This window comes from Flavobacteriales bacterium, assembly GCA_016779995.1.
In the GTDB taxonomy this organism is placed as follows: domain Bacteria; phylum Bacteroidota; class Bacteroidia; order Flavobacteriales; family UBA7312; genus UBA8444.
The window spans coordinates 29,461-42,824 of record JADHMO010000001.1; the positions used below are offsets into that span (position 1 = coordinate 29,461).

Below are 13,364 nucleotides of genomic sequence, written 5' to 3' on the forward strand. Positions count from 1 at the left end.
ATTTATTTTGAATTAGGCATAGTATTAATTGGCTCATTATTTGAGTTTTGCTCTTTTATCTTATTGTATTTATTGATGTTAGCAGGGTCAATCTGAGTTAGAAGTTTGTAAACCCTATTCTTTTCATCTTGAAAAGCGTTAGAATAAATACTAGCTATTTCATCTGCTTTGGCGTTAAAAAATAACTGTAAAATAAATGCCGTAGGATTAAGCTGTTTTACCTTTCTCATATTTTCAATACTTTCAGTTACAAAGCCTCTACCCTTTTCATTATCTTCATGCATTAAATCTAGACCGCTTCTATGATAACTGTACAAAACTGATTGAAATGTACTGTATTTAGCATCAAGTAGTTCTTCTGCTAACCAATATCTATTCATATTACTTTCAAATGCTTTCCATCCATTTTCAGGTGCAGACTGAGCATTTTCCACAATCTTTTTAGCTTTTTGAAAATACATATTGCCACCATTGTAGCTGAAAGTAGAATAATCTAATCCTATGATTATGTATGTATAAAAGGATAAAATAGCCGATAAGTTTGAAGTGTGCGTGTTTTCATTAAAATCAAGCGGTTGAGTATCTATGAAATCAAACTCTATTTCTTTATCGAGGTAATTTAAAAGTGGTGAATAATAAGAACTATTAAAAACAGGCCGAGAAAATTGCACTTGTAAAGTTCCAGCGTACCTATCAGTTGACACTTTTTCAAGAATATTAAAAGAAAGATTGAATTCAATTCGTTCCTCATCTTTAAATATCTCATTGGTCCACTTTCTATTATTTATGAATTCTCTAGCAGATTTTTGAAGTGTTTGAAGCTTCTGTCTATCACTCATTGGAAGATCGTTCTTTGGCATAACTCTAATGTTACATAATACTTCTTGAGAGTATGACATACAAAAAGAAGTCAGTAAAATCACTAGTGTAAATAAGAGTCTAATCATTGTAATTTTCTACGATATGGTTAATAATATCATCAGCCACTTCTTGCTTTGATTTTAACTCAAATTTATACAATTTATTGCTGTTATCAATGATGGTTATCTTATTTGTATCGTGTTTAAAACCAGCCCCTTTATCATTCATTGAATTCAAAACAATAAAATCTAAGTTTTTATCAGAGAGTTTCTTTTTGGCATTTTCTATTTCATCATTAGTTTCTAATGCAAAACCAATAAGCACTTGTTTATTAGATTTGACTTCACCTAAGCTTTTAAGAATATCTTGTGTTTTAACAAATTCAATGTTTAGACTTTCTGTATGCTTTTTCATTTTGGTAGTAGAAACAACTTTGGGTGTATAATCCGATACTGCTGCACTCATTATAGCTATGTCTGTCAACTTAAAATGGTCAAAACAAGCATCATACATCTCTTTTGCGCTGACTACATTAACTAGCTTAATACTATTATTTATAAGTTGTTGGTTTGTTGGTCCAGTTACTAAAGTAACATTAGCTCCAGCATTTGCCGCAGCCTCAGCAATTGAGAATCCCATTTTACCTGAAGATTGATTGCCTATAAAACGTACTGGATCGATAGCTTCAAAAGTAGGCCCTGCTGTGATAAGAATGTTTTTGTTTTTAAGAGGAAGTTGTACAGATAAATTTTCTTCTATGGCCAAAACAATATCTTCAGGTTCTGCCATTCTTCCCTTGCCACTCAAACCACTAGCCAATTCGCCATCTCCTGGAGGGATATAGACATTACCATAAGAAGTGAGCTTATCAATATTGTCTTGCGTACTTTGATGCTTAAACATATCTAAGTCCATTGCTGGAGCAAAAAACACTGGGCATTGAGCAGATAGATAGGTAGTAAGCAATAAATTGTCACACTCACCATTTGCCATCTTAGAAAGTGTTTTAGCCGTTGCAGGTGCAATAACAAATAAATCGGCCCAAAGACCGATTTCTACGTGGTTGTTCCAGACGTCCTTATCTTCCTCTTTAACTAGACCACTAAGAACTGGATTTTTAGATAAAGTCGATAAGGTCAGAGGAGTAATAAATTGTTGGGATTCAGGAGTTTGTATTACCCTAACATTGGCACCTTGTTTTACAAACTCTCTTACTAAAAATGCAGATTTGTATGCTGCAATACTTGCAGTCACACCAACAATTACATTTTTCCCCTTAAAGAAAGACATTAGATGCTGTCCTCTTCGTTATCTAACTTAGCGTTTCTGTGGTAAATGTTTTCTTCTAAAAATTCTTGTACGGCAATAAGTGTTCCTTTTGGAAGTCTTTCATAAAACTTAGAAACTTCTATTTGCTCACTGTTTTCAAAAATTTCTTCTATAGATTCACTAGGAGTAGCGAATTCTGCTAGTTTAGAAAGCAATTCTTCTTTGATGTCTTTATTTATTTGAACAGCACGTTTAGACATTATTGCTACGGCTTCGTACATATTTCCAGTACGCTGAGCCATATCTTTAATGTTTCTTGTTTCTGTAGTATTTGCTGCTTTTGATTTTTTAAAATCTGTCATTGTTGAAACTTTTCTAGTTGTTTAATTGATTTTTCATAAATGTTATTTGCCTCTTTTAACCTATTATCTTCTGGAAAATTTTTGACAAAATATCGATAAGATGCTATTGTATTGTTTAAACGTTCTATTTTCTTACTAGAAACACTATTTGTAGCCAATTTGTAATTAGCATCTAATATTAAAAATTGTATTTCGGATTGATTATCAATAGTTGGATAGTCAGTTATAACGTTATTTAAGGCAGTAATTGCAGCATTATAATCTTCGATATCATAATATAACTTCGCAATACCGTAAACTTTCTTATGAACTTTCAAAGTTAAATCATCTATGAGAGAATTACATTTTTCAACTTTCTCACTTTCAGGATATTTATCTATGAATGTTTGTAACTCTTGAATCGCTTTCAGGGTATTCGTTTTATCTAGAGAATATTTAGGAGATTCTAAATAGTAACAATAAGCTGCCATATAAGCCAACTCTTCGTTGTGTTTGCTGAATGGATAAGTTAGAGTAAATAGTTTGAATTTATAACTAGCTAACATATTAGCACCTAACCCATAATGAGTGTATGCAAGTAAATAATCTACTTCTTCTGCTTTCTTGGTTCCTTTAAACAAGGTGTGCAATTCATCAAGAAGTGGTAAGGCCTTAAAGTATTCGTTCTCTTCATAATACTTTTTAGCCATTATATACTTTAACTCGATATCGTTACTCTTTACTATCTTCTGATAGCCATTACAAGAGAACAAGACTGCTAATAAAACGATATATAAGAAATTTTTCATCTAAAATAATCAGTTGCAAAGATAGTAATTGGAACGACTTTTGAAATATTTTATTTTACATAGTTTAAAATGTATTTTGTAAGATAAATACTATTGATTATTTTAGCCAACTTAAACGGACAAGTTAGTATGGATCTTTTTGATAAGATAAAAAACAATAGAGGACCCTTAGGAAAACATGCCAAAGATGCACATGGCTATTTTACATTTCCTAAACTAGAAGGCGAAATTTCTAACAAAATGTTTTTCAGGGGAAAAGAAGTTTTAGTTTGGAGTATTAATAACTATATAGGACTTTCAAACCACGAAGAAGTTAGACGTGTTGATGAACAAGCTTCTAAAGATTGGGGTTTAGGTTACCCTATGGGTTCTAGAATGATGTCTGGTAACACCAACTACCATGAGCAACTAGAAAATGAACTTTCTTCTTTTATGAAAAAAGAAGATACTATACTACTTAACTTTGGATACCAGGGAATAATGTCATCAATTGATGCATTAGTAGATAGAAAAGATGTTATTGTTTATGATAGTGAATGTCACGCTTGTATAATTGACGGCGTTAGATTACATCAAGGAAAACGCTTTGTTTTTCCTCATAACAATATTGAAAATTTTGAAAAGCAATTACAAAGAGCTCAAAAGATTACTGATGAAACAGATGGTGGAATACTAGTTATTACTGAAGGTGTTTTTGGAATGTCTGGCGACTTAGGTAAACTTAAAGAGATAACAGCTTTAAAAGCAAAATATAATTTCCGTCTGTTAGTTGATGATGCACATGGTTTTGGAACTATGGGAAAAACTGGATATGGCGCAGGCGAGCACTTAGGTTGCCACGATGAAATTGATGTTTACTTTGGTACATTTGCTAAATCTATGGCAAGTATTGGTGCCTTCATTTCCTCTACCGAAGATGTTATAGAATACTTGAGATACAATATGCGTTCTCAAATTTTCGCTAAATCTTTACCTATGCCAATTACAATTGGTGCTATCAAGCGTTTAGAACTTCTTCAATCTAAACCAGAGCTAAAAGCTAATCTTTGGAATATAGCAAATAGCTTACAGTCTGGACTTAGAAAAGCTGGTTTTAATCTAGGCAATACTGAATCTGCCGTTACGCCTGTTTATTTGTCTGGTGGTGTTGGTGAAGCAACTAACTTAACCTTAGATTTAAGGGAAAATTTCGGCATATTCTGTTCTATTGTAACCTATCCTGTTGTTCCTAAGGGAGTAATTCTTTTAAGACTGATTCCTACTGCTGTTCATACAATAGAAGATGTAAACTATACAATAGAGTCCTTTAGTGCTATTAAAGATAAGTTAGAAAAAGGAGAATATGTTTCTGAGAAGTTAGCTAGTTTCTAGACTAATTTATTCAATTCTTTTTCAAAGATAGATTTTAATTTTGCCGAAGACTTGACCAATGGCAATCTCACTTCCTCCTTGCAAATACCTTGTAAACTGAGAAGTGTCTTTACTCCCGCTGGATTTCCTTCTATAAATAGTGGTTTAACAAAACTCAATATCTTGTAATGTAATTCTTTGGAGGCTTTTAAATCTCCTTCAAGACCATATTTTACCATAGAAGAAAAATCTTTTGGTAAGGCTTGACCCAATACTGAAATAACACCATCACCTCCCATAAGAATAATAGGAAGTGTAATAGCATCATCACCAGAAAGAACCTTAAAATCAATGGGTTTTTTAGAGATGATTTCCATAATCTGCTCCATATCACCACTCGCTTCTTTTATTGCAATAATATTTTCAAAATCATTAGCTAATCTTAGAGTAGTTTCAGAAGTCATATTAGAAGATGTCCTACCCGGAACATTGTATAAAATTATAGGTAGTGGCGAACTTTTAGAAATCGCTTTGAAATGTTGATATATACCCTCTTGTGTAGGCTTGTTATAAGCTGGTGAAACAGATAAAATAGCATCAACTCCATCAAGATTAAAAGAAGAAAAAGACTGGGTAATGTAATCTGTGTTATTTCCACCAATACCTAAAACAATGGGTAATCTATTATTGTTTGCCTTTTTGACACAATCTAATGCTGCATTTTTTTCTTCTAATGAAAGTGTTACACTTTCACCGGTTGTTCCCATGACGACAAGAAAATCTATGTTACCATCAACACAATGATTGACCAAAGAAGTTAATGCTTCAAAGTCAATACTTAAGTCAGATTTGAAAGGAGTTACTAAAGCTACACCAGTTCCACTTATTTTATGAAGCATTTTTTTTGTTGATTAAGTTAAGGTAATGTTTTACTTCAGTTATCAAAGCTGATAAGGTTTCTTGTTTAACATCTATCATCATATCATAGATGGATAAATCTTGTTCGTATTTGCCAACCTTAAACTTAGCTTTTGAACCACCCGCTAAATATTTGACAGGCACACAATTACTCGTACACAAATTGATAAGTATATCGTAATCCTTTTCCAAGAAATTTTTGATGATATAATTTTGAGGTTTATAGTACCAATTCAAATCTTTCAAAAAGAAAAAATCGAATTGAAGCATAGGCATATGATGATGTGTAAGTTCATTTCTATTCACAAAACCTAAGGCCTTAACATCTTTTTTAGTTTTAAATAGTTCGTTTGCAAACTCGCTTACAAGCATCATATCTTTCAAATCGGTAGCATCATAAAGAATGCCAATAGATTTAGCTGTATGTAAATTATGAACTTCACGTTTTCTGTCGTTGTGTTTCAAATCACGTTTAAAAACATAATCACCAACTTTCTGCTTTATATTTTCTACAAATTGAATATGCATTAACTAATCTTTTTAATGAATTCATCTTCGGTCAATATGGGAACATTTAACTTTTCGGCCTTTTGAAGTTTGCTAGGCCCCATATTCTCACCTGCTACTACAAATGTAGTTTTTTTAGAAATTGAACTAACATTTTTTCCTCCATGTTGTTCAATTAATTTTTTAAGCTCATCTCTCGAAAAATGACTAAAAACGCCAGAAATAACAATTGACATACCTGATAACTGCGATGAAATAGCTTTACTTTCTTCACCTATTTCAAAACATAAACCTTGATTTTTCAATCTGTCAATAAGCTTTATATTTTCATTATTTTGAAAATATAACACCACACTTTCTGCTATTTTCTCTCCTATTTCATCAACATTTTCCAAGCGTTCTTTATCAGCTATCATTAAATGGTCTATGTGTTGAAATTCTTTGACCAATACTTTAGAAACTGTTTCTCCAACATATCTAATACCTAGAGCAAATAACAAACGTTCAAATGGAATGGCTTTTGATTGTTCTAAACCCTCAATAATATTAGATGCCCATTTTTCACCTTCTTTTTTAAATGGTAATAAATCTTCTTTTTTAAGGTCGTATAAATCTGGAATCGAAGCAATAAGTTGATTTTCAAAAAGTAGGTCAATCGTCTCAGGACCAATGCCATCAATATCCATAGCCTTTTTGCTTATAAAATGTTCAAACTTGCCTTTTATTTGAGGCGGACACATCAAGTCGTTTGGACAGTAATGTTTAGCATCGCCCTCAGACCTTACCAATGGTGTATCGCATTCAGGACAATGACTGATATAAACCGTAGGCTGAGAAAACAAATCCCTTTCCTTTAGGGCAACTCCAACAATTTTAGGAATTATCTCTCCCCCTTTTTCAACATATACCTTATCGCCTACTCTTATGTCTAGTTTTGAGATTTGGTCTGCATTATGTAATGAAGCTCGTTTGACAACTGTTCCTGCCAAAAGAACAGGCTCAAGATTAGCAACGGGTGTAATAGCTCCTGTACGACCCACCTGATAAGTGATTTCATTTAAAACGGTTGATACTTGTTCTGCTTTGAATTTATAAGAAATAGCCCAACGTGGGCTTTTAGCCGTAAAACCCATCTGTTCCTGCAATTTCAAGTCATTAACCTTTATGACTATGCCGTCAATATCGTATGGCAAATGATGTCTTTTATTGTCCCAATAATTGACAAAATCAATGACCTTGTCAATAGACGAACAAACTTTTATTTCATGAGGTATCTTAAAGCCCCATTCTCTAGCATTTTGCAAATTTTCATAATGCTTTTGAGACGGTAATTCTTTACCTAACAAATAGTATAAAAAACAGTCTAAAGGACGTTTAGCAACTTCTTTACTATCCTGCATTTTAACACTACCAGAAGCTGCATTTCTAGGGTTGGCGAAAGGCTCTAAATCATTTGCTATTCTCTTTTCATTCATTAGATTGAAACCATCGTGTGGTAAAAATATTTCTCCTCTTATTTCAAATTTAGAGGGATAATCACCTTTGAGTTTAAGCGGAATACTATTGATGGTTTTTACATTAACTGTAACATCATCTCCGTGCGTACCATTACCTCGAGTTAAAGCTTGTTTCAACTCGCCATTTTCATATTTCAAACTTATGGATACACCATCGTATTTGAGCTCACAAACGTATTCTATATCCGTTTCAACTAATTTGGTAATGCGTTTATCAAAGTCAACTAGTTCTTCAGCAGAATAGGTATTTCCTAGAGATAACATACGGTATTCATGAGCAACAGTATCAAAAGATTTAATTAGCTCACCTCCTACACGTTGTGTAGGAGAATTTGCATCGTAAAATTGTGGGTTTTGTTTTTCTAAATCTATAAGCTCGTTGAGAAGCATATCAAACTCAAAATCACTAATAGTAGGTTTGTCCAACACATAATAATTGTAATTGTGTTGCTGCAATTCACTTCTTAAAAAAACAATACGATTTTCTACATTCATTAGAATTCGAATTTACGATTTCCTAACGGCTTTTACCATTCTATTTTTGCCTTGCATATCTTTTTTTATTAAGACATTTTTAAAGCCGTTATTCTCTAGCAATTCCTTTATTTCAAATGATTTTTGTTCATTTATTTCTAAAAACAACAAGCCTTCTTTTTGTAAATGGACTTTTGAAAAATCTATGATACGCTTGTAGTATATTAAAGCGTCATTATCCGAAACAAACAAAGCTAAATGTGGCTCATAGTCCAATACATTATGTTTCATCAATGCCTTTTCACTTTCTAAAACATAAGGAGGATTACTAACAATTAAATCAAAGGAAGTTTTCAAATCAATATCATTAAAAATATCGTGTTCAATAAAATGAATATCCACTGTGTTTTTTTTAGCATTTTCTCTAGCTATTGACAAAGCATCAGATGAAATATCCAAAGCCGTAATTTGAGACTCTTTATGCTTAGCTAATGCTATTGGAATACAAGCACTGCCAGTACCTATATCTAGTGCTTTTGTAAAATTATGTTGTAATATCCAATGAACTAACTCTTCAGTTTCAGGGCGAGGTATCAAACAGGATGGAGAAACTTTTAACGATAAGCCGTAAAATTCACATTCTCCCAATATGTATTGCAAAGGTTCAAAATTTTGTAATCTACTAACTACTGACTGATAAAAACTTACTGTGTCTTTTGATAATGGACTATTCGACGACAATAGGTATTCAGAACGACTTAGTTTTGATATTGAATGAATACACCAAAAAGCCATGTTTTGAGCTTCTTTCTTAGAGTAAAATTGCGTTAACTCCCTTTCAAAATAAGGCAATATATCATGAATCATTTTCATCTGAGCAATTTAGTTAAATTTGTACGTGTTGATGGACAAAAAATACATGCAAGTTTGTATAGATTTAGCGTTAAAGGGCTTCCCTTTAGCCTTTCCTAACCCAATGGTTGGTTGTGTTATTGTTCACAACGATAGTATAATTGGTCAAGGATATCACCAACAATTCGGCTCTCATCATGCTGAAGTCAACGCTATTGCGAGTGTAGAAAATAAAGAATTACTAGAACAGTCCACCTTATACGTTAGCCTTGAACCTTGTGCCCATTTTGGCAAAACCCCTCCTTGTGCAGATTTAATAATAAAGAGTAAAATACCTCGAGTAGTTATAGGCAGTTTAGATACTTTTTCAGAAGTCAATGGCAAAGGTATTCAGCGATTGAAAGAGGCTGGTATTGAAGTGCTTACTAAGGTTTTAGAAAAAGAATGTCGAGCTATCAATAAGAGATTTTTCACTTTTCATGAGAAAAAACGTCCTTATGTCATTTTAAAATGGGCGCAAACATCAGATGGATATATTGCCCCTTTAAATCAAAAAGAACCCCTTTGGATTAGCTCTCCTGAATCCAAAATTTTAGTCCACCAATGGCGTAGTCAAGAACAGGCTATAATGGTTGGTCGCAAAACAGCAGAACTTGACAATCCTTTACTTACCACTAGAGAAGTTGAAGGTAAAAATCCAATTCGAATAGTGTTAGACAGAAAATTATCTTTAAATAAAGACCTCCTTATTTTTAATGATGACGCCCCTACTCTAGTTGTTAATGACAAGCTATCATCTGAAAATCATTTGAAAATAGATTTTGACAATCTTGCACCATCTCTTTTAGAAGAGTTACACAGTCGTAATATTCAATCTATCATAATTGAGGGTGGTGCTCAAACATTAAATACATTTATTGATGCTAAAGTGTGGGATGAGGCTCGAGTTTTTACATCAAAAAAGACATTAGGAAAAGGAATTCAATCTCCTTTAATTCAGTCATTTATAAATCACTCAGAAATTGTTGGTGACGATAAATTAACTTATTTCATTAACTCATGATTGAATTAGGATTATCCATATTATTTACCATATGTCTATTTCTTTTTTTTAAAGAATTTGACAGAAGAAAGGTTGATACTCTGGAAGCAATTACATTCAATTATCTTTCTGCTGGAGTCTTATCAATAGCTTTTGGTAGTTCAGGCTACACTATTGAAAATACCATTTATGCCGATTGGTTTATCCCTACTGTCTTTTTGGGGATGTTTTTTATAGTAATGTTCAATATTATGGCCTTGACCACTCAGAAATTGGGCGTTACCATAGGCTCATTAGCAAGTAAAATGTCTTTGATAATTCCTGTTATTGCTGCTTTGTTATTTCAAGGGGATTCATGGACAATACTAAAATCGGTAGGTATTGTTATCGCACTATTATCGGTTTATCTGACTGTCAAAAAAGATGAAAATAAAAACGGACCTATATATCTAGCTATTCTCTTATTTGTAGGTGCAGGATTATTAGATACAGTCTTATCCCATATACAATTCAAATACCTTGAAACACAAGCCGCTAAAGACTATTTTACGAGTACGGTATTTTTAGTTGCTTTTTGTGTGGGCTTTATTATACTAATCGTTAAGAAACAAGGATTCAAAATGAGGAATGTGATTTATGGATTATCTCTAGGTATTCCTAATTACTTGAGCATCTTATTTGTTTTGAAAAGTTTGAATAAAATGGATTCTAGTTTAGTTTTTCCTATCTTGAATATTGGTGTAGTGGTTTTATCGGCACTTATCGGTTGGGGATACTACAAAGAACATTTATCCAAACTAAATTGGCTAGGTGTCATATTGGCTATCACTTCTATTTGCATCCTTATCTATTCATAAATGCTTTTCGAGGATTCATATTTAGAAGTTGTCGGCTCATCTCAGGGGCTTTTTAAAGACAAGGGAAGTAAGTTTATTGCCTATACTTTTCATATCAAAGATGAAGATGATGTGAAAACTAGAATGGCAGAAATTAGAAAGAAAGAATATGCAGCACGTCACCATTGCTATGCATACATTCTAAATCCAGATAAATCTATACAAAAAGATAGCGATGATGGCGAACCATCCAATACGGCTGGAAAGCCCATTTTAGGTCAGCTTTTATCTAATGACTTAACCAATACTCTAATCATTGTAGTTCGTTATTTTGGTGGAGTGAAACTGGGCGTAGGTGGACTCATCAACGCCTACAGAAGTGCTGCACAAGATGCTTTACAAAATATTGCTATCGAAAAACGCTACATAAAGGAAGTTTTTGTGGTGCATTTTCAATATCCAGAAATGAATAATGTCATGCGAATAGTTAAGGATTTAAATCTAGACGTTATGCGGCAAAAGTTTGAAATAGAATGTGAATTAACTTTTAGTATTAGAAAAAGTCAATCTGAACAAATGCAAAGTATATTTGCACTCAATCATAAAGTAAAATTAGTTTATCAAAAAACCATTTAATATGGAATTATTAAAAACACTTTGCCACATAGAAGCCCCATCAGGTTCTGAACAAAATATGACTGAATTTGTATTGGATTATATCAAAAGTAATCAAGACAGTTGGAAAGTAAAACCTGAATTGTTTTATGGCGATGGTTTTCAGGATTGTATTGTTTTGGTCTTTGGTAAACCTACCACAGCCATTTTTGCTCACCTAGATAGTATTGGCTATACCGTAAAGTATAACAATGAAGTAGTAAAAATTGGAGGCCCTAGCACCAAAGAAGGCATTGTGTTAGTGGGACAAGATAGCCAAGGAAGGATTGAAGAAAAACTACAACACAAAACCGATAAAGATGGAAATAAAACTCTTTTTATCGGAGGTAGAGAAGTTGAAAGAGGTACAACACTAACGTTTAAAGCTGATTTTAGAGAAACTGACGACTTTGTTCAATGTTGTTATATGGACAACCGTTTGGGTGTGTGGAATGCCCTTAAAGTGGCTGAAAAGCTAGAAAATGGCATAATTTGTTTTTCAGCTTGGGAAGAACATGGCGGTGGTTCAGTAGGATACTTAGCTAAATTCATCTACGAAAAATACGGAGTCAAACAAGCCCTTATTTCTGATATAACTTGGGTTACGGAAGGGGTTAAACACGCTAAAGGCGTAGCCATATCAATTAGAGATAGCGGTATTCCTAGAAGGTCTTACATCAATCGAATTATTGATTTGGCAAAATCTAGTAACATTCCTTTTCAATTGGAAGTAGAAAATGCTGGAGGTAGCGATGGTAACGCCCTACAGCGTTCGCCCTACCCTTTTGATTGGTGTTTTATTGGTGCTCCCGAAGATTTCGTACATACACCCGACGAGAAAGTGCATAAATCAGATATAGAATCCATGACTCAGATGTACGATTATTTGATGATTAATCTTTAATCAACCTTACGGCATAAACAGAAGCAATAGCTCCTAGCGTGGTAGCAACCACATACAGCCACAAGTAAGTCAAATGACCAGAAACTACTGCTGGAGCAATAGAACGTGCTGGATTCATAGAAGCACCAGAAACAGGCCCTGCAAAAATAGCCTCAAAAGCTACTACTGACCCAATAACCAAGCCCGTCATCACTCCCACTTCTTTACTACCTTGTGAAAGCAACAGAATAACAAACATCAGAATAAAGGTTAGGATAAATTCTAATACAAAAGATTGTTGCCAACTATCAACAGGTATAGTAGCACCTAAAAATTCATGCTCTGGAAACATTATTTTGAGAGATAAACTAGCCAAAAAAGCACCAAGCAACTGAACGCCTATATATGGCAAGACCTCTTTAGTTTCAAAGCGTTTAGCTACCCAAAAGGCAATACTAACTGCTGGATTGATATGTGCTCCAGAAATACTACCAATGGAATATATAACTGCCATAACTACCAAACCAAAAGTTAAGCCAATACCTAGATGAGAAACGCTAGCATACAAGTCGTTAATAATGATAGCTCCTGTACCAGCAAATACCATCATAAAAGTGCCTAAAAACTCCGCCCAATACTTTTTCATAATCCGAAAGATTTTAACTGAGATACAAGTTCCTGTGGAGCAGAACACGGTTTATTTTTTTCCATATCAACAAAAACTAAAACGACTTCTGCTTGATTAATTTTCACTTCCGATTCGTTATAAGTTTCAAAATAAAAATGAATACGAGCTTGTGGCAATTCTTTGATGAATAACTTAATGGTCAATTCTTCATCGTAAAAAGCCGGTTTAAAAAACTTAGTGGAATAAGAAAGGACAGGGAGCATCACTCCCTTATCCTCCATTTCTTTGTAATTAATACCTAAACTCCTTAGGGCTTCTACCCTAGCTACTTCAAAGTAAGTAGCATAATTACCATAATAGACGTAACCCATTTTGTCCGTCTCGGCATAGCGAACTCGTATTTTGGTTTGGTGGGAAAACATA

At 33.4% G+C, this 13,364-nt stretch carries 15 protein-coding genes; 5 read left to right on the forward strand and 10 right to left on the reverse strand.

Going from position 1 to position 13,364, the window contains the following annotated elements; all coding sequences use genetic code 11:
* Nucleotides 1-2 precede the first annotated feature (2 nt).
* Genes ISP71_00120 through bamD form a run of 4 tightly spaced genes read right to left on the reverse strand, consistent with a single transcriptional unit; the run spans nt 3 to nt 3,280 of the window.
* A complete protein-coding gene (locus ISP71_00120) occupies nt 3-947 on the reverse strand; it encodes a DUF4835 family protein (protein MBL6662483.1) in 945 nt (314 codons plus the stop codon).
* On the reverse strand, nt 940-2,151 hold the full coding sequence (coaBC, locus tag ISP71_00125) for a bifunctional phosphopantothenoylcysteine decarboxylase/phosphopantothenate--cysteine ligase CoaBC (protein MBL6662484.1): 1,212 nt from the start codon (nt 2,149-2,151) through the stop codon (nt 940-942). The genes ISP71_00120 and coaBC overlap by 8 nt, the downstream gene beginning before the upstream one ends.
* Entirely contained in the window at nt 2,151-2,492 is a 342-nt protein-coding gene (locus ISP71_00130; protein ID MBL6662485.1) for a DNA-directed RNA polymerase subunit omega, read from the reverse strand. Before ISP71_00130 ends, coaBC begins: the two co-directional genes overlap by 1 nt.
* Nucleotides 2,489-3,280 (reverse strand): outer membrane protein assembly factor BamD, encoded by a 792-nt coding sequence (bamD, locus tag ISP71_00135; protein ID MBL6662486.1) that lies wholly within the window; start codon nt 3,278-3,280, stop codon nt 2,489-2,491. Before bamD ends, ISP71_00130 begins: the two co-directional genes overlap by 4 nt.
* A gap of 129 nt (nt 3,281-3,409) precedes the next feature.
* On the opposite strand from bamD, the gene ISP71_00140 reads away from it, so the two are divergent.
* Nucleotides 3,410-4,651 (forward strand): pyridoxal phosphate-dependent aminotransferase family protein, encoded by a 1,242-nt coding sequence (locus tag ISP71_00140; GenBank protein MBL6662487.1) that lies wholly within the window; start codon nt 3,410-3,412, stop codon nt 4,649-4,651.
* On the opposite strand, the gene ISP71_00145 is transcribed toward ISP71_00140, so the two are convergent.
* From ISP71_00145 to prmC, 4 genes are read right to left on the reverse strand one after another with little or no spacing between them, the layout of a single operon-like run.
* Complete coding sequence (locus tag ISP71_00145; GenBank protein MBL6662488.1) at nt 4,648-5,529, reverse strand: 4-hydroxy-tetrahydrodipicolinate synthase; 882 nt, start codon at nt 5,527-5,529, stop codon at nt 4,648-4,650. The genes ISP71_00140 and ISP71_00145 overlap by 4 nt on opposite strands.
* The gene (locus ISP71_00150) at nt 5,519-6,076 is read right to left on the reverse strand and encodes a hypothetical protein (protein ID MBL6662489.1); all 558 of its coding nucleotides are present in this window, start codon (nt 6,074-6,076) and stop codon (nt 5,519-5,521) included. The genes ISP71_00145 and ISP71_00150 overlap by 11 nt, the downstream gene beginning before the upstream one ends.
* Nucleotides 6,076-8,067: an NAD-dependent DNA ligase LigA gene (gene ligA / locus ISP71_00155; protein MBL6662490.1), complete on the reverse strand. Its 1,992-nt coding sequence runs from the start codon at nt 8,065-8,067 to the stop codon at nt 6,076-6,078. The genes ISP71_00150 and ligA overlap by 1 nt, the downstream gene beginning before the upstream one ends.
* Before the next feature lie 12 nt (nt 8,068-8,079).
* The gene (prmC, locus tag ISP71_00160) at nt 8,080-8,919 is read right to left on the reverse strand and encodes a peptide chain release factor N(5)-glutamine methyltransferase (GenBank protein MBL6662491.1); all 840 of its coding nucleotides are present in this window, start codon (nt 8,917-8,919) and stop codon (nt 8,080-8,082) included.
* Between the two features lie 31 nt (nt 8,920-8,950).
* Between prmC and ribD the strand changes: the two genes are divergently transcribed.
* From ribD to ISP71_00180, 4 genes are read left to right on the forward strand one after another with little or no spacing between them, the layout of a single operon-like run.
* Complete coding sequence (ribD, locus tag ISP71_00165; protein ID MBL6662492.1) at nt 8,951-9,961, forward strand: bifunctional diaminohydroxyphosphoribosylaminopyrimidine deaminase/5-amino-6-(5-phosphoribosylamino)uracil reductase RibD; 1,011 nt, start codon at nt 8,951-8,953, stop codon at nt 9,959-9,961.
* Complete coding sequence (locus ISP71_00170; GenBank protein MBL6662493.1) at nt 9,958-10,797, forward strand: DMT family transporter; 840 nt, start codon at nt 9,958-9,960, stop codon at nt 10,795-10,797. The genes ribD and ISP71_00170 overlap by 4 nt, the downstream gene beginning before the upstream one ends.
* Nucleotides 10,798-11,412, forward strand: coding sequence for a YigZ family protein (locus ISP71_00175; protein MBL6662494.1), 615 nt, complete (start codon nt 10,798-10,800; stop codon nt 11,410-11,412). It begins immediately after the preceding gene.
* 1 nt (nt 11,413) lies between these two features.
* Nucleotides 11,414-12,334, forward strand: a complete 921-nt coding sequence (locus ISP71_00180) for an aminopeptidase (GenBank protein MBL6662495.1) — start codon at nt 11,414-11,416, stop codon at nt 12,332-12,334.
* Here ISP71_00180 and ISP71_00185 read toward each other — a convergent pair.
* Together ISP71_00185 and ISP71_00190 are read right to left on the reverse strand one after the other, a co-directional pair.
* On the reverse strand, nt 12,324-12,959 hold the full coding sequence (locus tag ISP71_00185; GenBank protein MBL6662496.1) for an aquaporin: 636 nt from the start codon (nt 12,957-12,959) through the stop codon (nt 12,324-12,326). The genes ISP71_00180 and ISP71_00185 overlap by 11 nt on opposite strands.
* On the reverse strand, nt 12,956-13,363 hold the full coding sequence (locus tag ISP71_00190) for an acyl-CoA thioesterase (GenBank protein MBL6662497.1): 408 nt from the start codon (nt 13,361-13,363) through the stop codon (nt 12,956-12,958). The genes ISP71_00185 and ISP71_00190 overlap by 4 nt, the downstream gene beginning before the upstream one ends.
* Nucleotide 13,364: the final 1 nt, after the last annotated feature.